Genomic DNA, 23,524 nt, shown 5'->3' with positions numbered 1-23,524 from the left:
TCATCCGGCCTCCTGAATTCGCTCCGCGGCCCGCATCCTTACCGGTGCGGCCCGCGGGTTCTCTTCTATCTCCTCCTCGGTCGCCTTCTCCGCGCCACGGGTCAGCATCCGGAATTCCGGTCCCATGCCGGGCAATTCGACCGGTAGGTCGACGGGGGTGCGGGAGGCCGCGCGCGGCGCGAACTCCTGCTTGACCACCTTGTCCTCGAGTGACTGATACGACATGACGACGATTCGGCCGCCGATCCGCAGCGCATCGAGCGCCGCGGGCAAGGCCGCGCGCAGCGAATCGAGCTCGCGATTGACCTCCACCCGCAGCGCCTGGAACGTGCGCTTGGCCGGATGCCCGCCGGTCCGCCTGGTCGCCGCGGGGATCGCCGCATACAGCAGCTCCACCAGCTCGGCGCTGGTGGTGAACGGCTTCTGCTGGCGGCGGCGCAGCACCTCCGACGCGATCCGGCCCGCAAAGCGTTCCTCGCCATAGGTTTTCAGCACCCGGGCCAGGTCGCCGTGGCTGTAGGTATTGAGCACGTCGGCGGCGGTCGGTCCGGTGGTCGGATCCATCCGCATGTCCAGCGGCGCATCGATGGAGTAGGCGAAGCCGCGCTCGGCCTCGTCCAGCTGCATCGAGGACACGCCGAGGTCCATCAGGATGCCGGAAACCGAGCCCTTGGCCGTCAACCCGGCTTGCGCCAGTGCCTCGGCGATCCCGTCATAACGGGTGTGCACCAGGGTGATTCGATCCGCGAACGGCGCGAGCCGCTCGGTGGCCAGCTTCAGCGCGGCGGTGTCCCGATCGAGACCGACGAGCCGGAGGCCGGGATAGGTACGCAGGAAATGTTCGGCGTGTCCGCCGAGACCGAGGGTCGCGTCGAGATAGACGGCGCCGGGTTCGGTGAGCGCGGGCCCGAGCAACCCGTCGGCTCGCCCGAGCAGAACAGGAACATGGCGGGGGCCGTCCTGCTCACGGTTCACCTCGACCTCCCGGGATCTGCCTCGCTTCGTCGCGCACCGCGGACGGGTCGCCATGTTCGGAGAATGCTTTGCATAAGAAACCGTTGCCGGAGACGAATGCCCCGTGGTCTCTGACCGAACCTCGGCACCTGGCGTCGGGGAAGTACGTCAGGGTCCGCGTCCGGGCAGAGGCCGCGCGGCACTCGTTCGCTCGGGGCTAGAAGATTCCGCCCAGCGACTCGTCTCTCGCTTGCGAGAAGTCCTCCTCGTGCTCGGCGAGGTAGGAGTCCCACGCCTGCTTGTCCCATATTTCGAGGAAGTCGACCGAGCCGGTGACCACGCAATCCCGTTGCAGGTTTGCGTAGCGCCGATGTTCGGCAGACAACACGATCCGGCCCTGTGCGTCCGGACGTTGTTCATCCGTACCAGCCGCTAGAGCCCGGACGAATGCGCGAGCCTGCGGGTTACTTCGAGATGCCGCCGCGGCTCGCCGGGCGAGCGCGGTGAACTCTTCCTTGGGATACACGGCAAGGCTGTGGTCCTGACCCTTCGTGACCATCAACCCTCCCGCCAGATCGTCTCGAAATTTCGCAGGCAACGTGAGTCGCCCCTTGTCGTCCAGCCGAGGTGTGTAGGTACCGAGAAACAACTCGATACCTCCCTAGTCGATCACCTCGATGGTCGGCCTTTCCTGTAGTGCGCGCTCCACATTACCCCACTTTCCCCCACTTTCAATCGAAACTGCCGGTGATCTGGCTCCCGGCCCAGACGATTCCGCAGGTCATCCCAGCTATCACCATGGTGGAGAACTTTTTGCGTGTTCTGCCGACACGCACAGTCCGCATGGACAAAGGCCCGGAAACACCCAGCAAACGCCCAGGTGCCGCGTCACTCGGCCGCGGATGGGGGGAAGTGGGGGATCTTGTGGGGAGATGTGGAGGAAGTGCCGCGCACCCCGCGCGAAGATCACCGACGGTCCGTGGTTATCCACACGCGAGACGGCGACGCCGCACCGGATCGGTGCGGCGTCGCCGTCTGTGTGCAGATATCAGGCTACGAGCGGGTTAATCCTGCTCGAACCGTCGCCGGAATCGGTCCTCCATGCGTTCGGAGAAACCGCCGGACTTACGTTGGCGCCCACGCGGTCCGGCCGTTCCACCGCTCGGACCGCCGGGCGTGGCGTCGCCGCCGGCCCGATCACCCTTCGCCATGCCCTTGGACGTGCCGACCAGCAGCAGTACGCCGGCCGCGAACATGACGATGAATCCGACCAGACTGATGATCGGGAAGCCGCCGGGCTTCACTGGAGCGGCGATGCCGGCGACGAGTAGGAACAGACCAAGGACGAACAAGGCCGCGGCCTGGAGTCTGCGACGACTCGAGGTCGAGCGAAGGCGCCCGCCGCGGACGGACGACGCGAACTTCGGATCCTCAGCATAGAGCGCGCTCTCGATCTGTTCGAGCATGCGCTGCTCGTGCTCGGAGAGTGGCACGGTACCTCCCCCGGCACTAGGCGTGGCTGTCGCCTCCGGGTAGGCGACCTGATAGCCGACCTTGGCGGCTATCTGACACCAATGATACGAGTTCGATCAGGGCCGTACCACCTAGTCGCCCATAACTATGTGGGCGTGCCGCCGGTCACTATCCGGTCATGCCGTTTGTCCACCCCGGTGCGGGGCGCAACCGGGCCGATGCGCTAAGGAGATCTTCGACGTCGTGCAGGAATGCTCCTACCCGCGAATAGAACTCGTCAGCCTCGTCATCGTCGATGTCGCGATCGAGTCCGGCCTCCAGCGCGGCCCTGGTCTCCGACCGTGCGCTGAAGTAATCGGACCACATGACGAACTCGGGCGCGGCGGACTGCAACAGCACCCACGCGTTGCGCGAACGAGCCCGCGGCGCGGCGTCCGCGCCGGTGAGCGCGATCACCGCGCCGGCCCCGCGTAGGGCGGCGATATACGCGGCGCGGAAGCGCTCGCGCGGGTCCCGCTCCCCCGCCGCCTGCATGAGCAGGCCGTCGGCCCGTTGCAGCAGCTTGCCCGCCCGACCGGGCTGTCCCGGATATTCGACCCGACCAGACATCTCGGAGTCCCTCCGCCATCGCTTGCCTGTGGGCCAACACCGCCTTGGTGTGATCGAACAGGCATTCGAACGTTTGAATTGAGTTCGAATATAGAGACACCCACCGACAAACTTCCGCGCCCGCAGTGGACCCGACGAGAGCCATGACCGCCGTCAAGCCAAATCACACCCCCGCACCTGTCGTCGTCGACCTCTCCGTCGCGGCACTGCGCTCCCGGCTGCACGATGCGCTGGCGGTGTATGTCGCGGCGATGGACTATCCGCGCGGCACCGAACACCATCGCGCGCCGATGTGGACCGAGCACACCACCCGCCCCGGCTGGCAGGCCGTCGCCGCGGTGGTGCCCGACGATTCGGGGCACGTCGACCTACGCTCCTCGCCGATCGTGGCGATCGCCTACGGCTACCGCGGCGCCGCGCACCAGTGGTGGCATCAGCAGGTGCACAGCGGGATGCGGCGCTCCGGCTGGCCGGAACATTCGACGCGCGAACTGCTTTCGGACTATTTCGAGCTGACCGAGCTGCACGTGCACCCGTCGGCACAGGGTCTCGGCATCGGCGCCACACTGCTGCAACGGCTGCTGCGCGATCGGCCGGAGCAGGCGGTGCTGCTGTCCACCCCGGAGGTGGCCGGCGAGGACAACCGGGCCTGGCGGCTGTATCGGCGGCAGGAATTCACCGACGTGGTACGGAATTTCGTGTTCGCGGGCGACAATCGGCCGTTCGCCATCCTCGGACGACGGCTGCCGCTGTGACACTGAGCCTTCGGGGTACCGGCGTGAGGGTCACGTGACGGTCGTTGTCGTCGGCTCGGGGCACAACGCGCTGGTCGCCGCCTGCTATCTCGCGCGGGCCGGGCACGCGGTGCAGGTGCTCGAGCGCGACGAGGTGCTCGGCGGGGCGGTGTCGACGGTCGAGCGGTTTCCCGGGCATCTGGTCGATCGCGGGTCGTCGGCGCACATCATGGTGCGGCACACCGGGATCATCGAGGAACTCGAACTCGACCGCTTCGGGCTGCGGTATATCGATTGCGACCCTTGGGGTTTCACGCCGGGTTTCGCGGGACACGCGCCGTTGGTGTTCCATCGCGATCTGGATGCGACCTGTGCGTCGATCGCGGCCGCCTGTGGCGAACGAGATGCCGTGGCGTATCGGCGGTTCGTCGAGGTGTGGGGGCCGCGCAGCGCCAGGGTGATGCGCGCGTTCGGCGGCGGGCCGACGCCGGGACGGTTGCTGCGGTCGTTCTGGGGGCTGGACGCGAAGGACGGCGGGAGCGCGCTGTCGCGGGAGTTCTTGCAGTCCGGGGATGCGTTGCTGGACACGCACTTTCAGGACGAACGGCTCAAGGCCTCGCTGGCCTGGTTCGGTGCGCAGTCCGGTCCCCCGATGTCCGAGCCGGGCACCGCGCCGATGGTGGGGTTCGCCGCGCTGATGCACACGCTGCCGCCCGGTCGTGCGGTCGGCGGCAGCGGCGCGCTGTCCGCGGCGCTGGTGCGGCGGCTGCGTGCCGATGGTGGCGTGGTGACGGCGGGTGACGCGGTGACCGAGTTGCGGCGCGACGGGGACGGCTGGCGGGTGCGCACGGCGTCGGGGCGAAACCTCCACGCCGACACCGTTATCGCGGGCCCGCACGTGCTGACCACGCTGGATCTGTTGCGCGCGGGCGGATTCGACGCCGCCGTGCTCGACGACTGGCGGCGGCGCATTCGGGTCGGGCCGGGCATCGGCATGGTGGTGCGGGTGGCGACCCGGTCGCTGCCGAGTTACCTCGGCAGCTCGGTCGGCGAATCCGCCCGTGGCCTGCAGTTTCTCGTGTCCGACCGGCGGCAGCTCCGGCTCGCGTACGGGGCCGCGTCGGCCGGCGATCTGCCGCCGCGGCCGGTCGTGCTGGCGATGAGTTTCAGCGCGCTGGACCCGAGCATCGCGCCGCCCGGCGAGCATCAGCTCTCGCTGTGGGCGCAGTGGCATCCGTATCGGCTGGCCGACGGCAGCGAGTGGGCCGCGCACGCCGAGCGGGAGGCGGATCGGATCATCGCCGAAGTCGACTCCTACGCACCGGGTTTCGCCGATTCCGTGCTGCGCAGGTTCGTCCAGACCCCGGTCGATCTGGAGCGCGAGATGGGGCTGCTGGGCGGCAATGTGATGCACGTGGAGATGTCGCTGGACCAGATGATGCTGTGGCGGCCGCTGCCGGAACTGTCCGGCCAGCGCGTGCCCGGCGCACCCGGGCTGTACTTGACCGGCGCGTCCACCCACCCGGGCGGCGGCGTCTCCGGCGCGAGCGGCCGCAGCGCCGCCACCCTGGCCCTACGCGACCTGCGCCGCCGCCGATTCCCGCTGCTGCGCAAGCGATGACCACGCAGCCGCACCACTTTCGATTTCCCGCACCGAAATTCGCATGCGATTTTCGGTGCGGGAAATCAGAAGGCGTGCGGCTGTGAGTGGCGCACATGGGACAGTGCGCCGGCTTGCGCCGGTGGGCTTTGCGGTGGCGCTGGTGCTGGTGCAGATCGCGTACCCGCTGACGTCCGGTGATGCGCGGGATCGGGTCACGGTGGCGGTTGTGCTGCTGTCGGCGGGCACGGCGTTGGCGCACGCGACCGCGACGCGTGGGATTCGTTATGCGGCCGGGGTTTTGGTGGTCGTGTCGGGGCTCGGGCTGGCTGCCGAGGTCGTCGGGACCGCGACGGGTGTGCCGTTCGGGTGTTACGACTACGCGGTCGATCGGCTGGGGCCGGCGCTCAGCGGGGTTCCGCTGGTGGTTCCGCTGGCCTGGACCGGTGGGTTGTATCCGATCTGGGTGGTCGCGGGGCTGCTGTCGCGGCGGGCGCTGTCCCGGATCGGCCTGACCGCGGTGGGCGCGGTCGGCTGGGATCTTTTCCTCGACCCGCAGATGGTCGCCGACGGGCAGTGGACGTGGTGCGACACCGACTCCGGACTGCCCGGCCTGCCCGAGATTCCGGTCACGAATTATCTCGGCTGGTTCACGGTGGCGTTGCTCATGGGTACGTTGCTGACCGTCTTGGATCGAGCGGTGCCTGCGTCAGTGGGGCTGGATATCCCGCCGAATCCGTCAGCAGGGCTGGACAAGGTTTCCGCGATATCCGTTCCGGTGGCGGTTTTCCTGTGGACCTGGCTCGGTTCCGCGCTCGCGCACGCCGTGTTTCTCGGGCTGCCGATCTCGGCGTGCTACGGCGGCGTCGGGCTCGCCGTGCTGGGCCTCCCGCTGCTGCGTCACCTGCGCTTTTCCCGCCCGCGACCGGAGCGTGCGGGCTAGCCGGGACACATCGCGCGCCTCGTTCCGCCCGTCGCGTGGGCATCTGGACGGATGGCCTGGCACGATGTCCCCGTGCAGCCGAGTCCCGTCACCACGATGCCCGATGCCCCGGTACTACCGTCGCCGCGGACGCGCCGCCTTGGCGTGCGTGTCGCCGCGGCCGTTCTGCTCGCGGCAATGCTGGTGCCCGTCCTCGCGGGCTGCCTGCGGGTGCAGGTGTCGATGGGTGTTTCGTCCAACGACCGCGTCTCCGGGCGGATCGTCGCCGCGGTGGTGCCCGCCGAACCCAATGACAAGGGCCCGCAGCTGAAGGCGCCGGACTCGCTCGCCGCGAAGGTGCGGGTGGAGTCCTATTCGCAGGATGGGTACGTCGGCAGTCAGGTGTTCTTCGAGGACATGTCGTTCGGCGAGGTCGGCCAGCTCGGTCAGCTGTCCGAGCAAACCCAGGGCATGTTCCAACTGCAGTTCCAGCGGGCCGGCGATCTGGTCAGCCTGACCGGCCGGGTCGACCTGAAATCCGTGCCGCCGCACGGCTCCGATGTGCAGTTCACCATCGCGTTCCCGGCCCGCGTGGCCAAGACCAACGGCAACCGCGAGGGCGACAACATCGTGTCCTGGAAGCTGCCCGCCGGCGACGTCTCCACGCTGCGCGCCGAGGTCAGCTACGCCGACCCGAACACCCGCTCGTTCGCGGGCTGGGCCGGCATCGTCGGCGGCATCACCCTCGCCGTCGCCGCCATCATCGCGGCCATGGCCTACATGGACCGCAACCCGCCCGCGCCCGGCGCGCCCACCGGCCTCTCCTGGAGTCGCTGGTGGAAATCGGTCAAGCAGAACCGCTGAGTTCCGTTCGGCGGGGCACGGTTCGGGCCGGCGCCGGGATCGCGGTGCTGGGCGCGGGGATCGCGCTCTACAACCGGATCACGGTGCGCCAGTTGGCGAATACCGCGACCAGCGTGATCGAGCCGGTCGCGGTGTGCGTACCGGCTCGGGACGAGGCCGCGCGGCTGCCCGGGCTGATCGCGGATCTGCGGGCGCAGCGCGGGGTCGCGCGGATGAGTGTCGTGATTCTCGATGACGCGTCGGGCGATGACACGTTCGCGGCCGCAGTCGAGGCGGCCGGTGACGATCCGCGAATCACGGTGTTGCGCAACGACACCGAACCTCCGTCCGGCTGGACCGGCAAAGCCGCCGCGTGCGCGCGATTGGCCGAATCGGTGGTCGCGCCGGTCCTGGTCTTCGTGGACGCGGATGTGCGGCTGGAACCTGACGCGATCGCGGCGGCGGTCACCGAATTGCGAAAGCGCCGGGTCGCGTTGGTATCTCCGTGGCCGAGGCAACGGGCCGAGTCGCTGACCGAGGCCCTGGTACAGCCGTTGCTGGCTTGGTCGTGGGCGGCGACGCTACCGATCGCACCCGCCAACCGGAGCCTGCGACCGTCGACTTCCGTTGCCTGCGGCCAGTTTCTGGTGTTCGACACCGCCGCATATCGCGCCGTCGGCGGACACTCGGCGGTGGCCGCCAGCGTCACCGAAGACCTCGACCTCGCCCGAACGCTGCGCCGCGCAGGGCAACCCACCGCACTCGTCGCCGCGGGACGCATGGCAAGCACTCGCATGTACGAGAGCGCAGCCGAACTCGACGCCGGATACACCCGATGGCTGTGGTCCGCGTACGGCGGCACCATCGCGGGCGGTGCGGCCGTGGGAACGATTGCCGCCCTGGCCTATTGGGTGCCGCCACTGGCGGCTCTGGGGGGTCGTGGGGCCGTCCGCCGCGCAGGTGTGGCCGGCTATGCGGCCGCCGTCACCGGCAGGCTGCTGGCGCGGTCGCTCGAAACCCGCAGGCTCGGCTCCGCCGATGTCCTTGCGGCACTGGCGCATCCATTCTCCGTAGCCGCCTATCTGACGCTGTGGGCACGTTCCCAGCGCGCCCGGCGGCAGGGCACGCTGCGCTGGAAACACCGCGCGCTCAACACCTGATGCCTCGCTACGGAACCTCGGTGATCCCCACCGTCGGCAGGAAGAAACAGGACTTGCCACCGTTCTCGACGGTGCCGAAGACCGCCGCGAGCACGGTGCCCTGCCCCGTATCGACCGGCACCGCCCGCACGCCGCCCATCGGGAGGGCCGCGAAGAAGAAGTCCTGGATGGCGCGTTCGGCGATGGGGCGCAGGGCGATCGGCACCTCGGCCGGGATCATCGCGCGCAGGATGGTGGACAGCGGGCCCATCGACGCGAGCCCGCCGCGACCACTGGTCACGTTCAGCCAGGCCACCTGCATGCCGGTGGTGTCCGGTCCGTCCTGGTTCAGGCCGTAGGGAACGAAGGTGAACATGGTCTGCCCGGCCTTGACGGCGGACAGGTCGAGTCCGGGGATGGTGACCGACGTCTTGGGCCACGGCCCCGGCACCGCGCCGGCCACGGCCGGGGCCAGACCCAGGGAGTTGCCGTTGAGGCAGTACGCGGCCGCGGTCGGGTAGAGGAACGGCTGCATGCCGAAGGCGCGCAGGCCGTCGATCGCGGCGTTGTAGACGCCGAACAGATCGCCGGGCGCGACGGCGCCGTTCTGCCCGGAACGGTCGGTGACCACCGGCGGGACCGGAGCGGCGGGTGGCGTCGGGACCGCGCCCGCGGTCGGGGCCGCGAGCACCAGCGCGACCGAGCAGATCGCGACAGCGGACAATACGGTCAGACGGCGCGGTACGGCCATGGAGACCTCTTCTCATCGTCGACGCAATCGAAGGCTGACGGTACTCCGGCAAACGCGCTGAACTGGTTGTATTACCCACGGCAAGCTATCGGCGTGTCCCCAGGGCCGCAGTGGCGACGCCCGGATCGCGGGGTCCCCACTCGGCAGCGTGCAGTAGGCCGTATGCTGCTTCCCGGCGGAGCCGCCCGAGTATGTGAGCGCCCGCACCGCGAACGCCGACCGGCACCGATCAGACTGTGCCAGCGCATATCCGGCTATCCGATCTACCCGGCGAACCGGGCCGCGGCAAGATCTACGCTCACGATGATTGCTTCCCTTGCCTAAGGGTTCCCCTGCTGGGCATGATAATTCGGCTCGACCCTGACATCGTCCGTTGTCCGGATCGGCGACAACCATCCAGAGCGACCGAGAGACCTGGCTCGTCGACGTCGCAGCAACCCCCCGGTTCACCGGGTGCGGGTGCTTCCGCCGGGACCGATGGAGGAGAACCGAAGTGCGAATCGCCGCTGCCCGAGGCACCCGTTGGGGCCGCCGACATATCGACCAATGCAAAGTGACGTCCGCGAGCTGTCGGGGCTGACCCGCAGCCAGTTCGTTGCACCCGTCGCTGGCCGGGTGATGTGACCGCGGCCCGATGTGGCGCGGTCTCGTTCGTTCTTCCGAAGGACCACGACCATGAGTGAGCGCAGCGAGCGGCCGAAAGGCACAGCTGCCAATGCAGTCATGACGGAGCCGAGCGCCAGCGAGGCGGAGTCATGAGTGCATCTGTTGCACCCGATGCCGTCGACAAGGCCGCTGTCCATCCCGACCCCCTGCAGGACGACTCTGCCGCGACACCGGCGGATTCCGCGCCGAAGGTGGCCAAGCAGTGGCATCCATGGCGCTGGGTGATCAGCGCCGTCGCGCTTATCCTGCTGGCCCAGTTCGTCCATGGCCTGGTCACCAATCCCGGGTGGGACTGGCCGACGTTCGCCAAGTACATCACCGCGAAGTCGGTGCTGGCCTCGCTGAAGGTGACGCTGGAACTCACCGCCTGGGGCACCGCGCTCGGCTTCCTGCTCGGCACCGCGCTGGCTATCGCGCGGCTGTCGAACAACCCGGTGCTGCGGGTGATCTCGTGGTGCTACATCTGGGCGTTCCGGTCGATTCCGCTCATCGTGCAGCTGCTGTTCTGGTTCAACATCGCCTACCTGTACAACACGCTCTCGGTCGGAATCCCGTTCGGCCCCGCGTTTTTCACCTTCGAGGTGAACGGCGTGATCAGCGGGTTCACCGCGGCGGTGATCGGGCTCGCGCTGCATCAGGCGGCGTACTCGGCCGAGATCATCCGCGCGGGCATCATCTCCGTCGACGCCGGCCAGCTGGAAGCGGCTGCCGCGCTGGGTATTCCGAAGGTGCGCCAGTTCCGCTCGATCGTGGTCCCGCAGGCCATGCGCTCGATCCTGCCGAACGCGACCAACGAGGTGATCAGCCTGTTCAAGGGCACCTCGATCGTGTCGGTGATGGCGATCGCCGAGCTGTTCTACCAGGTCCAGGTGATCTACGGCCGCAACGGCCGGGTGGTGCCGCTGCTGCTGGTCGCCACCGCCTGGTACATCGTGCTCACCACCATTCTGTCGGTGGCGCAGTACTACATCGAGCGTCACTACGCCAAGGGCACCCAGCGCACGCCACCGCCGTCGCCGGTGCAGCGGGCCTGGCAGAAGCTGCGCGAGGTCGCCGAATCCGGTTCCACCGCACCACGAGGAGCGACCCGATGACCGCCGCACTCGCCGTCGAGGTCCGCGGCGTCCGCAAATCCTATGGCGCGCACGAGGTCTTGCGCGGCGTCGACCTGACCGTGCGCTCCGGCGAGGTGGTCACGGTGATCGGCCCGTCCGGTTCGGGCAAGTCCACGCTGCTGCGGGTGGTCAATCACCTGGAGTCGCTGGACGCGGGCACCGTGCACATCGACGGTGAACTGATCGGATATCGGCTGCGCCGCAACACCTTGCACGCGCTGCCCGACCGCGAGGTGCGCAAGCAGCGCTCCCGCATCGGGTTCGTCTTCCAGCAGTTCAACCTGTTCCCGCATCTGACCGTGCTCGACAACGTCACCATCGCACCGCTGTCCGCATCCGGCCCCGGCCGTACATGGGGCAAGCGACGCGACCGCACAGCGGTCGAGGCCGAGGCGCGGGTGCTGCTGGACCGGGTCGGCATCGGCGAGCTGGCCGGCGCCTACCCGCGCAGGCTCTCCGGCGGGCAGCAGCAGCGAGTGGCGATCGCCCGCGCACTTGCCTTGCGCCCCAGGGTGATCCTGTTCGACGAACCGACCTCCGCGCTGGATCCCGAGCTCGTCGGCGAGGTCCTGGATGTGATCCGCGACCTCGCACACGGCGGCACCGCGCTGGTGATCGTCACGCACGAGATCGGCTTCGCCCGCGAAATCGCCGACACCGTGGTGTTTCTCGACGCCGGCGCGATCGTCGAGCAGGGACCGCCCGAGGCCGTCCTCGACCATCCCGAACACCCGCGCACCCGCGCCTTCCTTTCCCGAGTCCGTTGATGAACAGGTATCCGATGAAGCTCTCCGCCCTGGCCACCGCCGCCGCGACCGCGGTCGTACTGCTGGCCACCGGCTGCACCGATCCCGAAGCGGAGTCCGCGGCCCAGCCCGCCGGTGCGATCACCTTCGATCTGTCCGCCGCCCAGACCGGCCGGGTGCGCGCCGCCAAGGTGGACAGCATCGCCGCCGAGGTGCCGCAGGCCATCCGCGATCGCGGCACCCTGGTGGTGACCGGCGCGTCCGGCACCGCGCCGCCGCTGCGGTTCTACGCCAACGACGACAAGACCGTGGTCGGCTCCGAGGTCGATTTCGCCTCGCTGGTCGCCGACGTGCTCGGCCTGAAACTCGATGTGCAGGTGGCGGATTGGTCGCAGAACTTCGTGCGCATCGATTCCGGTGAGGTGGACGCGTTCATCTCCAACGTGACGGTCACCGAGGAGCGCAAGGAGAAGTACGACTTCGCCACCTACCGCAACGACACCGTCGCACTCGAGGTGCCCAAGCAGAGCACCCTCGACTACAAGGACCGGAAAAGCCTGGCGGGCAAGCGGATCGGCGTCGGCACCGGCACCAACCAGGAGCAGCTGCTGGTGAAGTGGAACGAGCAGAACACCGCGGAGAAGCTGCCGCCGATCGACATCGCCTACTTCGACAAGACCAGCGACTACTATCTCGCGCTGGCCTCGCAGCGGCTCGACGCCTACATCGGCCCGAACCCGACCGCGATCTACCACTCCGCCACCGCGAACCAGACCAAGATCCTGGCCACCTTCTCCGGAGCGGGCGACGCGCTGCAAGGCGAGATCGCGGTGCTCACCAAGAAGAACAACGGGCTGATCACCGCGGTCCAGCACGCGCTGAACTACGCCATCGAGCACGGCACCTACCAGCAGGTGATCGATCGGTGGGGCCTGAAGACCGAACAGGTCACCGAGTCGCGGATCAACCCGCCCGGCCTACCGAAGCAGCGGTGAGACATGAAATTCCTACTCTTCACCCTCGTCACCCGGGTGCCGGATCCGAGCACCGGCCGGCTGCCCGGCACCAGAGAACGACTGCTCAACGTCGTCGAACAGGCCAGGCTCGCCGAGGATCTCGGCTATGACGGCTTCGCCGTCGGTGAGCGGCACGAGGATCCGTTCCTGTCCGCCGCACCGCCGGTGATCCTCAGCCACATCGCCGCCGTCACCTCCCGCATCACGCTGTTCACCGCGGTAACCACGCTGAGCCTGCTGGATCCGGTGCGCGCCTTCGAGGACTACTCGACGCTGGACAACCTGTCCGGCGGCCGCCTCGAACTGATCATCGGCAAGGGCAACGGGGCCGCGCAGGCCGAGCTGTTCCACGTCACCACCGACGACCAGTGGGACCGCAATCGCGAAGGCTACGACCTGTTCCGGGCGCTCTGGGACAGCGACAGCGTCACCTGGTCGGGCCGGTTCCGGCCGGAGCTGACCAACGCCAAGGCGCTGCCGCGGCCGTGGCAGCCGAAGATCCGGATCTGGCACGGCAGCGCGACCAGCCGGGATTCGGTGGAACTGGCTGCGCGCCAAGGTGATCCGCTGTTCTCGGCGAACGTCACCAACCCGATCGAGCCGTATGCCGAACTGGTCCGCCACTACCGGGAGCGCTGGGAGTTCTACGGGCACAACCCCGCCGACGCGCTGGTCGGCGCGGGCACGGCGGGCTTCCACGTCGCCCGTAGTTCCCAGCAGGCCTTGGCGACGTACCGCCCGATCTTCGAGGCGCGACTCGCGTTGGCGCGCAAGCTCGGCCTGCCGGTGGTGTTCGAAACCCTGGACGACTTCGTCACCCGCAGTTCAGCTCTGGTCGGCAGCCCGGAGCAGGTCATCGACAAGGTCGGCAGGCAGCACGAGCAGTTCGGCCACGAGGTGATCCACCTGTCCGCCGAGCGCGACGGCCGCCCCGAGATCGACTACCTGGACAGCCTCGCGCTGTTCCAGACCGAGGTGGCGCCGGAACTGCGCCGCCGAATTCCCAGCCGCCCGTTGGCCACCGGCGCCGATGCCGCCGAGCTCGACCCGCGCGACACACCCGTCCGCGCCGAAACTTCTGGAGTTACCTCGTGATTCGCACCCGACACCGAATCGTCGCGCTGGCCGGCGCCCTCGCGGCGGCCACCGCCGTGACCGCCTGCGGCGCCGAGTCGGCCGCGCCCGGCGGCGACGCCGGACCGCCCAAACCGGGCGGCACCCTGCGCTACGGCCTGTCGCAGGCGCCGACCTGCTCGGATCCCGCACAGTCGGGTACCAACCAAACCCTCTATGTGACCCGGCAGATCGTCGATTCGCTGACCGACCAGGATCCGAAGACCGGCGAGCTGAAGCCGTGGCTCGCGCAGAGCTGGGAGGTCACCCCGGACGCGAAGGTGTTCACCTTCCACCTCACCGACGGCGTCACGTTCAGCGACGGCACCGCGTTCACCGCGGACTCGGTGCGGCAGACCTTCGACTCGGTGATCAAGCTCGGCGGGGCGAAGGCGGCACTGGCCTCCAGCTACCTCACCAACTACGTCGGCACCACCGCCGTGGACCGATTGACCGCGCGAGTCGAGTTCAGCAAGCCCAATGCGCAGTTCCTGCAGGCGACTTCGACCACCCAGCTCGGGATCCAGGCCGAGGCCACCACCGCCAAGCCGGCCGAGCAGCGCTGCCTCGGCGACAACATCGCCAGCGGTCCGTTCACCTACGCGAGCTACCGCCAGGACGCGTCGGCGACGCTGGCCAAACGCGCCGGGTACCAGTGGGGTTCGGCGGTGTTCGCGCATCGCGGCGAGGCCTACCTGGACAAGATCGAGTTCACCGTGGTGCCCGAATCCGGCGTGCGCACCGGCAGTCTCGCGTCGGGTCAGCTCGACGCGATCAGCGATGCGCTGCCGCAGGACGCGCCGCAGATCGAGGCGGCCGGCGGGCGGGTGCTGAGCACCGCGAATCCCGGTGTGCCGTTCGGCTTTCAGACCAACGTGACCCGCGGACCGCTGCGCGACCCGGCGGTGCGCCAGGCGCTGCTGCCGGCGATCGACCGGAAGCAGCTGGTGGACACCGTGCTCGGGCCTCAGTTCAAGCCCGCGACCAGTCCCCTGGCCAGCAGCACGCCCGGCTACGCGGATCTCTCGGCGCGGCTGGCCTACGACCCGGCCAAGGCCCGCGGCATTCTCGACCAGGCGGGCTGGGTGCCCGGCGGCGACGGCATCCGGGCGAAGAACGGTGAGCGACTGTCCTTCTCGGTGGTGTTCAGCCAGGTGTTCGGTGGTAATCAAGCGATCATCGAGCTGGTGCAGCAGCAGCTGCGCCAGGTCGGGGTCGAGCTGAAGCTGGATCTGGTGTCGACCGCCGAGCAGACCGCCCGGCAGAACACGAAGGACTTCGACAGCTCCTACGGCAACACCACCCGCGCCGACGGGGACATTCTGCGCACCTCGTTCGGTTTGGAAGGGCGCAATCTCAATGCGCGCGGACCGATTCCTGCGCTCGACGACGCGCTGAACGGGCAGCTGAGCACCGTCGACACCGGTGTGCGCAACGGTCTCGTGCACACCGCGCAGCAGCAGGTGCTCGATGCCGGGCTGCTCATCCCGACGGTGGAGCTGTCCCAGGCCATCGGCGCCGCCAGTACCACCCAGGATCTGAAGTTCGAGGCGTCGGCGCGACTACAGTTCTTCGACACCTGGCTGAGCGGGCGGTAGTCATGGCGCGCTATCTGGCTCTGCGGGTCCTGCAGGCGATCTGGGTGCTCTGGGCCGCGTTCACCATCTCGTTCGTCGTGCTCTACCTGCTGCCCGCCGACCCGATCTCGATCGCGGCCGACGGCGCCGGTGCGGGCACGCCGGTGGACAAGGCCGCCATCGCCGAGTTGCAGGCCCGCTACGGGCTGGATCGTCCGCTGTGGGAACAGTATTGGACCGCGCTCGGGCATGCGGTGCGTGGTGATCTCGGGCACTCGATCGTCACCGGGCAGCCGGTGACCGACGCCATCGGCAGTGCGCTGCCCGGCACGCTCGGATTGGCCGGACTGGCCTTGGTTTTCGCGACCGTCGGCGGCGTGGCACTGGCGTTCGCGTCGACCTATACCCGGCGGCCGTGGCTGCGGACCGCGTTGACCGCGCTCCCCTCGCTCGCGGTGTCGGTGCCGACCTTCTGGACCGGATTGCTGCTGCTGCAACTGTTCTCGTTCAAGTTGCGGCTGACGCCGGCGTTCGGCGGGCACGGGTTCGCGGGTACCGTCTTGCCCGCGTTGACCCTCGCGCTGCCCATCGGCGCGGTGATCGCCCAGGTGCTGGCCTCCGGGCTGGCCTCGACCTGGCGTCAGCCGTACGTCGATGTGGCCCTGGCGAAGGGCGGTTCGCGCTGGTGGGTGCAGCGCAAGCATGTGCTGCGCTCGGCCAGCGTGCCCACCTTCACCATCGCCGGAGTGCTGGTCGGCAACATGCTGGCCGGGTCGGTGGTAGTGGAGACCGTGTTCGCCCGGCAGGGTGTCGGCCGCCTCACCCAGACCGCCGTACTGGCCCAGGACATTCCGGTGGTGCAGGGCATCGTCCTGCTCACCTCGGTCGTCTTCGTCTCCGTGAATCTCGCGGTGGACCTGCTGTATCCGCTGCTCGACCCGCGTATCGCCACGCGGTCGCGGCGGGTGGCGAAGGACGAGGCGGCCGACGATCGAATCGGCGGCACTGCCGAAGGGGTGGCAATTCATGGTTGACGTCATCGACGAGCGGCGCGGCGCGGTGCCCCGCCTGCGCACACCGGCACTGCGGTGGAAATGGTTGCGCGACAACGTGGTTCTGGTGCTGTCCGGTGTGGTGGTGCTGCTCGCCATCGGCTGGGCGCTGTTCCCGTCCGTGTTCGCCGGCGGTGATCCGCTGATCGGCGTGCCCGCGCAGAAGTTCCAAAGCCCCAGTGCGCAGCACTGGTTCGGCACCGACAATCTCGGCCGCGACCTGTACACGCGCATGGTGCACGGCGCCGGGCTCTCGCTGACCGCCACGCTCGCCGCGGTGGGCATCGCGCTGATCACCGGGTCGGTCCTCGGCCTGCTGTCGGGGGCGGTCGGCGGCATCGTCGACGCCGCGGTGATGCGCGTGGTCGATGTGCTGCTGTCGATTCCGGCCCTGCTGCTGTCGCTGGCCCTGGTCACCGCGCTCGGCTTCGGCACCCGGAATGTGGCGATCGCGGTGGGTGTTTCGCTCGTGGCCAACTTCGCGCGCGTGATGCGATCGGAGGTACTGCGGGTACGCCATGAGGTGTTCGTCGAGGCGGCGCACGCCTCCGGGGTCCGCTGGTACACGGTACTGCTGCGGCACGTGCTGCCCAACTCCTACCAGCCGGTGCTCGCGCTGGCCGCGGTCGAGTTCGGCATGGCCGTGCTGTCCATCTCGGCGCTCAGCTTCCTCGGCTACGGCGCGAAACCGCCTACCCCCGAGTGGGGTTCGCTCATCTCCGAGGGGCGCAACTATCTCGCCACCGCCTGGTGGATGACCACCCTCCCCGGCCTGGTCATCGTCGCGGTCGTCGTGGCCGCCCAGCGCCTCGGGCGCGCCGTAGGAAGGAACGAATAGCCATGACCACCACCTCTTCGCCGCGCGCGGAACCGATCGACGCCCCCGCCGAAACCGCGGGGCCGCAAGCGGGCCCGCTGCTGCGGATCGACAACCTGCGCGTGCGCTACCGGTCGGACTCCGGCGACGTCACCGCGTTGGACGGCGTCTCGCTCAGTGTGTCGCGTGGCGAAGTGGTGGCCCTGGTCGGTGAATCCGGTTCGGGCAAGTCCACTCTCGCGCAGGCGGTGATCGGCCTGCTCGGGGCGAACGCCGAGATCAGCGGCGGGACCATCGCGTTCGACGGGCACGTCGTCGACACTCGGTCCGAGCGGGCGTTGCAGCGGTTGCGCGGTGCGCGGATCGGGTTCGTGCCGCAGGATCCCGGCCTGTCGCTGAATCCGGTTCGGCGCGTGGGCGATCAGGTGGCCGAGGCGCTGCTGGTGCACCGGCTCGCGGACAAGCGCTCCGCGCGGGAGCGCGCGATCGAACTGCTTGCCGAGGCGGGCATCGATCGACCCGAACTTCGGGAAGTTCAGTACCCCCATGAACTTTCGGGCGGGCAACGGCAGCGGGTGCTGATCGCGTCCGCGCTGGCCTGCCGGCCGGAGCTGGTGATCGCGGACGAGCCGACCAGCGCGCTGGACGCCACGGTGGCGCGGCGGGTGCTGGATCAGCTGGCGGCCCAGATCGCGGACAAGGGCACCGCAGTGCTGCTGATCACCCACGATCTCGCGGTGGCCGCCGAGCGCGCCGACCGGATCGTGGTGCTGAACAACGGCGAGATCGTGGAGAGCGGGCCGACCGCGACCGTGCTCGCCCAGCCGCGGCATCCGTACACCAAGCGGCTGCTGGCCGCGTCGCCGAGCCTGGCGCCCGCGGGCGCCTACCGGACGCCCAAGCCGCGGGAGGGTGCGCCGCTGCTGGCGCTGCGCGAGGTGCGCAAGCGGTTCCGCGCGCAGGCCGGTGGGTCGGTGACGGCGGTGGCCGGCGTCGGGTTCGAACTCGGCCGTGGCGAAACCCTGTCGCTGGTCGGCGAATCCGGGTCGGGTAAGTCGACGACGGCGCGGATCGCGTTGCGGCTCACCGAACCCGACAGTGGCCGGGTCACCTTCGACGGACACGAGCTCACCCGGGTCCGCGGCACCCGGCTGCGGTTGCTGCGCAAGCGGTTCCAGGTGGTGTACCAAAACCCGTACTCCTCACTGGATCCCCGCTGGCGGGTCGGCACGATCATCGAGGAACCGTTGCGCGCGTACGGCGTCGGTGATCGCGCGGCCAGGCAGGCGCGGGTCGCCGAACTGCTGAAGCAGGTGGCCCTGCCGGAGCACTTCGCGCAGCGCCGCCCCGCGGAACTGTCCGGCGGGCAACGCCAGCGCGTCGCCATCGCCCGGGCCCTCGCCCTGCACCCGGACCTGCTGGTGCTCGACGAACCGGTCTCCGCCCTCGATGCCTCGGTGCAGGCGCAGATCCTGGAGTTGCTGGACCGGCTGCAAACCGAGCTGGCGCTGAGCTATCTGTTCATCTCCCACGACCTCGCGGTGGTCCGCCGGATCAGCGATCACGTCGCCGTCATGCGGCACGGTCGCATCGTCGAATCCGGCCCGACCGCGGCGATTTTCGACAATCCGCAGCACGAGTACACCCGCGAGCTGCTCTCCGCCATCCCCACTCCCGCCGTCGCGAAAGGACCATCCTGATGTCGGACTCGACCTACCGGATACTCGTCCGTTCTGACCGCCCCGCGCACTGCCGCAGCAGGCCGGAGCGCCCGGGCTCGCTGCCCGCGCGGGCGAAGCGCTGGTGGCGCACCCATCTGCACGGGCCCGAGCGCAGCGCCGCCACCGACCTGTGGCAGCACGCGTTCTTCTTCGCGCCGGACGCCGCGGGCGTGCACCCGGCGGCGCGGCAGTGCCTCGATTGGAAGGAAACCTACTGATGGCCGAATCCGACTTCTTCCTGGCGATCGAGCTCGCCGGGACGGGGATTCATCCGGCGTCGTGGCGCCGGGACGACTCGCGGGCCGAGGATCTGTTCACCGGTGCGTACTGGGTCGACGCCGTCACCGCGGCCGAAACGGCCGGTGTGGACGCGGTATTCGTGCCCGACTCGTTCGGGTTGCAGCCCGGTGGGCCCGGGGTCGCGCGCGGCAGGCTCGACGCGGTGGCGATCGCCGCCCGAGTCGCGGCGGCCACCCGGCACATCGGCCTGTTGCCGCAGGGACCCGTGACGCACACCGAGCCGTTCCATCTGGCCAAGGCGATCCAGAGTCTCGATTTCGCCTCGTCCGGGCGCGCCGGTTGGGAGGTCACCGTGTCCGAAGGCGTGGAGCAGGCAAGGGCTTTCGGGCGCAAGGGCGAGCAGGACGTGGCGTCGCTGTGGCACGAGGCGGACGAGGCGATCGAGGTGGTCACCCGGCTGTGGGACAGCTGGGAGGACGGCGCGGAGATCCGCGACGTGCCCACCGGGCGGTTCATCGATCGAGACAAGCTGCACTACATCGACTTCGCCGGGGACAACTTCTCGGTGAAGGGGCCGTCGATCACGCCGCGCTCGCCGCAGGGGCAATCGATCGTCTCGGTCCGGGCGCACGACGACGCGAGCACCGGTGTCGCGGTGCGTCGGGCCGATCTGATCCGGGTCGCCGCAAGCGATCTCGACTCGGCGCGGGTGCTGCGGACGGCGCTGCGCACGGCCGTTCGAGCGGCCGACCGCGATCCGGATTCCGTGCGAGTTCTGCTTGATGTCGAAGTGCATCTGGCCGATTCGGCCGAGGCCGCGCGAGATGAGGTGGCTCAGCTGGATCAGTGGACCGCCGTCACTCCGGCCGGCCTGCGCCACATCGGAACTCCGGCGACCTTGCGCGAATTGCTCGGCTCCATCGACGCTTCCGGCGCGGCCGACGGCGTCGTGCTGCGCCCGCTCGCCGTACCGGCGGCCGTCCGGCGCCTCGCCGCGCTGGACCGGAAGCCACTGTCCGCCAGCACATTGCGAGACCGACTCGGGCTGCCGCGTCCGGTCAGCCGCTACGCAGGTACCACGATCCAGGAGGGCACGCCGTCGTGACCGGCACACCACGCAAGCAGATCCATCTCGCCGCGCACTTCCCCGGCGTCAACAACACCACCGTCTGGGCCGACCCGGCGTCCAAGAGCCAGGTCGATTTCGAGTCGTTCGTGCACTTGGCGAAAACCGCCGAGCGCGGCCTGTTCGACTTCTTCTTCCTCGCCGAGGGACTGCGGCTGCGCGAGCACCTCGGGCGCATCCACGATCTCGACGTGGTCGGCAGGCCGGACACCTTCACCGTGCTCAACGCGCTGGCCGGGGTGACCGACAAGCTCGGCCTCGCGGGCACCATCAACAGCACCTACAACGAGCCGTTCGAGCTGGCCAAGCAGTTCGCCTCGCTGGACCACCTCTCCGGTGGGCGGGCGGCCTGGAATGTGGTCACCTCGTCGGACGCGTTCACCGGCGAGAACTTCCGGCGCGGCGGATATCTCGAACACGCGCAGCGCTACCAGCGGGCCGCCGAGGTGGTCGAGGTGACGCGCAAGCTGTGGGACAGCTGGGCCGCCGACACCCTGGTGGTCGATCGGGCCGCCGGCGTATTCGCCCGGGAGATTCCCGAAACCCGGCATCGCGGTGGCCAATTCGATATCGCCGGACGGTTCGTGCTGCCGCCGAGCCCGCAGGGGCACCCGGTGTTGTTGCAGGCAGGCGATTCCGACGACGGCCGGGAGTTCGGCGCGGCCGCCGCCGACGCGATCTTCACCGTGCACGGCACCCTCGAAGCGGGACAACGGTTCTACGCGGACGTGAAGGGCCGGTTGGCGAAATACGGCCGGACACCGGAGGAGTTGAAGATCCTGCCCGCGGCCACCTTCGTGCTCGGCGACACCGCGCAGGACGCCGAGGACCGCGCCCGCCACATCCGCCGCCAGCAGGTCGGGCCGCAGACCGCCATCGCCTTCCTCGAACAGGTCTGGGGCCGTGACCTTTCCGGCTACGACCCGGACGGACCGCTGCCCGACGTCGAGCCGACCGACAACGTCGCCATCACCCGCGGCCGGGTCCGCCACGCCAAGGACCCGCGCGCGGTCGCCGAAGCCTGGCGGGCCAAGGCGGAGGCCGAAAAGCTCAGCATCCGTGAGCTGATCATCGAGGTCACCGCGCGCCAGCAGTTCGTCGGCACGCCCGCCGCGGTCGCCGAGCAGATCGACACCTACGTCCAGGCCGACGCCAGCGACGGATTCATCCTCGTGCCGCACCTCACCCCGGGCGGACTGGACGAATTCGTCGACCGGGTCGTCCCGGAACTGCAGGAGCGCGGCAGTTTCCGCACCGAATACACCGGCACCACGCTGCGCGACCATCTCGGTCTGCGCCATCCACACCAGCACACCACCGCCCACGAAGGAGCCCGAGCGTCATGACGACCAGCATCAGCACCGTTTTCGAAACCGAGTGGGCGCACTGGCACGACAGCAGAGAGGACCAGCTGCGCGATCCGCTCGGCTTCCTCAGCCTGACCGGATTGCATTGGCTCACCGACCAACCCGAGCGACTGCCGGACGTGCCCGGCACCTGGTGGGTCACCGACGACAAGGTGTTCATCACCGCCCAGCCCGCCGACCGGCTGGAGTTCGACGGCACGCGCATCGCGGGCGTGCAGATCATCAAGCCGGCCGAGGGTGCGCCGGGACTCAGTGTGCTGCAAGAACATCGGGTGCTGGAGGTGATCCGGCGCACCGGTCTGTACGCGGTGCGCGTGCACGATCCGGCCGCGCCGACGCTGTCGAGCTTCGACGGCATTCCCACCTACGCGCCCGATCCGCGCTGGGTGGTGCAGGGGCGGTTCACGCCGTTCGACGAGCAGCGCACGGTGACCACCGGCGCGGTGGTCGACGGACTCGAACATCACCACACCGCTTCCGGCACCATCGAATTCACCATCGGCGAGGCGACCGAGCGAGTCATCGCGTTCGGCGATCCGAACGACCTGCGCCTGCTGTTCACCGACGCGACCAGCGGCATCACCACCTACCCGGCGGCCCGCGCGCTCGCGGTCGGCGCGCCGGACGCGGACGGCACGGTACGCCTCGATTTCAACCGCGCGGCCAATCTGCCGTGCGCCTTCACCGATTTCGCGACCTGCCCGCTCGCGCCCGCGGAGAACCGGCTGCGCGTGGCGATCGAGGCGGGCGAGCAGCATCCACGGCTAGGGAGGAATTCATGACGGTCCCGCTCTCCATCCTCGACCTGTCTCCGGTCAGCGCCGGATCGACGGCGCAGCAGGCGCTGCGCAACACCATCGATCTCGCCCAGCACGCGGAACAGTGGGGCTACCACCGTTATTGGCTCGCCGAGCACCATTTCGTGTCGGTCGCCAGTTCTTCGTCGATCACCCTGATCGGCCTCGTCGCGGCGGCCACCTCGCGAATTCGCGTGGGGTCGGCGGCCGTTCAGGTCGGGCATCACACGTCGGCGTCGATCGTGGAGGCGTTCGGTACGATCGACGCGCTGTACCCCGGCCGCCTCGATCTCGGGCTGGGGCGGTCCGGTCATCGGCGCAGCCAGTACGGCTCGGAGCCGTCGCATCCGAAAGGCAGCCACCCCAAGGTCGATACGGCGACCGGGCGGACCGTGATCAGGGACGGTGTCGTGGTACCGCCGCCGTTCGATCCGGGCCGGGTCGCCGACCGATCGAAGTTCCTCGCCTCGGCCGCGGCGCTCCAGCAGGAGGGAGCGCAGCCGCAGGACTTCGCCGAACAGGTCGACGAGATCCGCGCGCTGCTCGGCGGGCACTTCGTGAGCAAGGACGGGGTTGCGCTGCACGCGGTTCCGGGTGAGGGCGCACAGGTCGACCTGTGGTTGTTCGGCAGCTCCGGGGGCGAAAGTGCCGTGCTGGCAGGCCAACTCGGCTTGCCGTTCGCCGCCGCCTATCACGTGTCGCCCGGCACCGCCCTGGACGCCGTCGAGGCCTACCGCGCCGCGTTCCGCCCCTCCGCGCTGCTGGCCGAGCCCTACGTGGTGGTATCCGCGGACGTGGTCGTCGCCGGTGACGACGCCACCGCCCAGCACCACGCCGCCACCTACGGCCACTGGGTGCACAGCATCCGCAGCGGCGCCGGCGCGGCCGACTACCTCGACCCCGCCACCGCCACTCCGCTCACCCCGGAGCAGCACCGCCTCGTCGCCGACCGCCTCTCCACCCAGTTCGTCGGCTCCCCCAGCACGGTCACCGAACGCCTCGCGGCCCTGCAACGCGTCACCGGTGCCGACGAACTCCTCGTCACCAGCATCACCCACCACCACGCCGACCGCCTGGAGTCCCACCGCCTCCTCGCCGACGCCTGGGGCCTGCGCGCCGCCCGCGCCGCCTGACCGCGCGCACCAA

Annotated in this window: 23 protein-coding genes and 1 riboswitch; of the genes, 18 read left to right on the top strand and 5 right to left on the bottom strand. The window is 69.3% G+C overall.

The window, feature by feature from the left end; all coding sequences use genetic code 11:
* From rsmH to F3087_RS35790, 4 genes are all read right to left on the bottom strand, one after another.
* On the bottom strand, positions 1–1,029 hold the full coding sequence (gene rsmH / locus F3087_RS35805; protein WP_317983948.1) for a 16S rRNA (cytosine(1402)-N(4))-methyltransferase RsmH: 1,029 nt from the start codon (positions 1,027–1,029) through the stop codon (positions 1–3).
* A 142-nt stretch (positions 1,030–1,171) separates the two neighbouring features.
* Positions 1,172–1,603: a division/cell wall cluster transcriptional repressor MraZ gene (gene mraZ, locus F3087_RS35800; RefSeq protein WP_040733463.1), complete on the bottom strand. Its 432-nt coding sequence runs from the start codon at positions 1,601–1,603 to the stop codon at positions 1,172–1,174.
* A gap of 415 nt (positions 1,604–2,018) precedes the next feature.
* A complete protein-coding gene (locus F3087_RS35795) occupies positions 2,019–2,447 on the bottom strand; it encodes a DUF3040 domain-containing protein (protein ID WP_150406553.1) in 429 nt (142 codons plus the stop codon).
* Between the two features lie 148 nt (positions 2,448–2,595).
* Entirely contained in the window at positions 2,596–3,036 is a 441-nt protein-coding gene (locus F3087_RS35790; protein ID WP_223885592.1) for an SAV_6107 family HEPN domain-containing protein, read from the bottom strand.
* Positions 3,037–3,179: 143 nt separating this feature from the next.
* Between F3087_RS35790 and F3087_RS35785 the strand changes: the two genes are divergently transcribed.
* The 5 genes from F3087_RS35785 (at position 3,180) to F3087_RS35765 (ending at position 8,295) form a co-directional block, all read left to right on the top strand.
* A complete protein-coding gene (locus F3087_RS35785; RefSeq protein WP_150406552.1) occupies positions 3,180–3,791 on the top strand; it encodes a GNAT family N-acetyltransferase in 612 nt (203 codons plus the stop codon).
* Positions 3,792–3,825: 34 nt separating this feature from the next.
* The gene (locus F3087_RS35780; protein WP_150406551.1) at positions 3,826–5,391 is read left to right on the top strand and encodes a phytoene desaturase family protein; all 1,566 of its coding nucleotides are present in this window, start codon (positions 3,826–3,828) and stop codon (positions 5,389–5,391) included.
* Between the two features lie 103 nt (positions 5,392–5,494).
* The gene (locus tag F3087_RS35775; RefSeq protein ID WP_223885614.1) at positions 5,495–6,313 is read left to right on the top strand and encodes a carotenoid biosynthesis protein; all 819 of its coding nucleotides are present in this window, start codon (positions 5,495–5,497) and stop codon (positions 6,311–6,313) included.
* A 96-nt stretch (positions 6,314–6,409) separates the two neighbouring features.
* A complete protein-coding gene (locus F3087_RS35770) occupies positions 6,410–7,156 on the top strand; it encodes an LppM family (lipo)protein (RefSeq protein WP_150406685.1) in 747 nt (248 codons plus the stop codon).
* The gene (locus F3087_RS35765) at positions 7,135–8,295 is read left to right on the top strand and encodes a glycosyltransferase (RefSeq protein WP_223885612.1); all 1,161 of its coding nucleotides are present in this window, start codon (positions 7,135–7,137) and stop codon (positions 8,293–8,295) included. Before F3087_RS35770 ends, F3087_RS35765 begins: the two co-directional genes overlap by 22 nt.
* Before the next feature lie 7 nt (positions 8,296–8,302).
* Here F3087_RS35765 and F3087_RS35760 read toward each other — a convergent pair whose 3' ends face one another.
* Positions 8,303–9,025, bottom strand: a complete 723-nt coding sequence (locus F3087_RS35760; RefSeq protein WP_150406549.1) for a hypothetical protein — start codon at positions 9,023–9,025, stop codon at positions 8,303–8,305.
* A 389-nt stretch (positions 9,026–9,414) separates the two neighbouring features.
* Positions 9,415–9,509, top strand: a riboswitch (SAM riboswitch).
* 271 nt (positions 9,510–9,780) lie between these two features.
* Between F3087_RS35760 and F3087_RS35755 the strand changes: the two genes are divergently transcribed.
* The 13 genes from F3087_RS35755 to F3087_RS35695 are packed head-to-tail and all read left to right on the top strand — an operon-like array spanning position 9,781 to position 23,511.
* Complete coding sequence (locus F3087_RS35755; RefSeq protein WP_150406548.1) at positions 9,781–10,785, top strand: amino acid ABC transporter permease; 1,005 nt, start codon at positions 9,781–9,783, stop codon at positions 10,783–10,785.
* The gene (locus F3087_RS35750; RefSeq protein ID WP_150406547.1) at positions 10,782–11,573 is read left to right on the top strand and encodes an amino acid ABC transporter ATP-binding protein; all 792 of its coding nucleotides are present in this window, start codon (positions 10,782–10,784) and stop codon (positions 11,571–11,573) included. Before F3087_RS35755 ends, F3087_RS35750 begins: the two co-directional genes overlap by 4 nt.
* 14 nt (positions 11,574–11,587) lie before the next feature.
* A complete protein-coding gene (locus F3087_RS35745) occupies positions 11,588–12,547 on the top strand; it encodes an ABC transporter substrate-binding protein (RefSeq protein WP_223885591.1) in 960 nt (319 codons plus the stop codon).
* Positions 12,548–12,550: 3 nt separating this feature from the next.
* Entirely contained in the window at positions 12,551–13,663 is a 1,113-nt protein-coding gene (locus F3087_RS35740) for an LLM class flavin-dependent oxidoreductase (protein WP_150406545.1), read from the top strand.
* Positions 13,660–15,279 carry an ABC transporter substrate-binding protein gene (locus F3087_RS35735; RefSeq protein WP_150406544.1) on the top strand — a complete coding sequence of 540 codons (1,620 nt, stop codon included), beginning with the start codon at positions 13,660–13,662 and terminating at the stop codon, positions 15,277–15,279. Before F3087_RS35740 ends, F3087_RS35735 begins: the two co-directional genes overlap by 4 nt.
* A gap of 2 nt (positions 15,280–15,281) precedes the next feature.
* Positions 15,282–16,292, top strand: a complete 1,011-nt coding sequence (locus F3087_RS35730; protein ID WP_150406543.1) for an ABC transporter permease — start codon at positions 15,282–15,284, stop codon at positions 16,290–16,292.
* A complete protein-coding gene (locus F3087_RS35725; RefSeq protein ID WP_150406542.1) occupies positions 16,285–17,148 on the top strand; it encodes an ABC transporter permease in 864 nt (287 codons plus the stop codon). Before F3087_RS35730 ends, F3087_RS35725 begins: the two co-directional genes overlap by 8 nt.
* A gap of 2 nt (positions 17,149–17,150) precedes the next feature.
* A complete protein-coding gene (locus tag F3087_RS35720) occupies positions 17,151–18,827 on the top strand; it encodes a dipeptide ABC transporter ATP-binding protein (protein WP_150406541.1) in 1,677 nt (558 codons plus the stop codon).
* The gene (locus F3087_RS35715; protein ID WP_150406540.1) at positions 18,827–19,066 is read left to right on the top strand and encodes a hypothetical protein; all 240 of its coding nucleotides are present in this window, start codon (positions 18,827–18,829) and stop codon (positions 19,064–19,066) included. Before F3087_RS35720 ends, F3087_RS35715 begins: the two co-directional genes overlap by 1 nt.
* Positions 19,066–20,193: an LLM class flavin-dependent oxidoreductase gene (locus F3087_RS35710; protein WP_150406539.1), complete on the top strand. Its 1,128-nt coding sequence runs from the start codon at positions 19,066–19,068 to the stop codon at positions 20,191–20,193. Before F3087_RS35715 ends, F3087_RS35710 begins: the two co-directional genes overlap by 1 nt.
* Positions 20,190–21,560, top strand: coding sequence for an NtaA/DmoA family FMN-dependent monooxygenase (locus tag F3087_RS35705; protein WP_150406538.1), 1,371 nt, complete (start codon positions 20,190–20,192; stop codon positions 21,558–21,560). Before F3087_RS35710 ends, F3087_RS35705 begins: the two co-directional genes overlap by 4 nt.
* Positions 21,557–22,363 carry a DUF1684 domain-containing protein gene (locus F3087_RS35700; protein ID WP_150406537.1) on the top strand — a complete coding sequence of 269 codons (807 nt, stop codon included), beginning with the start codon at positions 21,557–21,559 and terminating at the stop codon, positions 22,361–22,363. The genes F3087_RS35705 and F3087_RS35700 overlap by 4 nt, the downstream gene beginning before the upstream one ends.
* Positions 22,360–23,511, top strand: a complete 1,152-nt coding sequence (locus F3087_RS35695; RefSeq protein WP_150406536.1) for an LLM class flavin-dependent oxidoreductase — start codon at positions 22,360–22,362, stop codon at positions 23,509–23,511. The genes F3087_RS35700 and F3087_RS35695 overlap by 4 nt, the downstream gene beginning before the upstream one ends.
* Positions 23,512–23,524: the final 13 nt, after the last annotated feature.

Source organism: Nocardia colli (genome assembly GCF_008704205.1).
Lineage (GTDB): Bacteria > Actinomycetota > Actinomycetes > Mycobacteriales > Mycobacteriaceae > Nocardia > Nocardia colli.
This window is presented reverse-complemented; position numbering and strand designations above follow the sequence as displayed.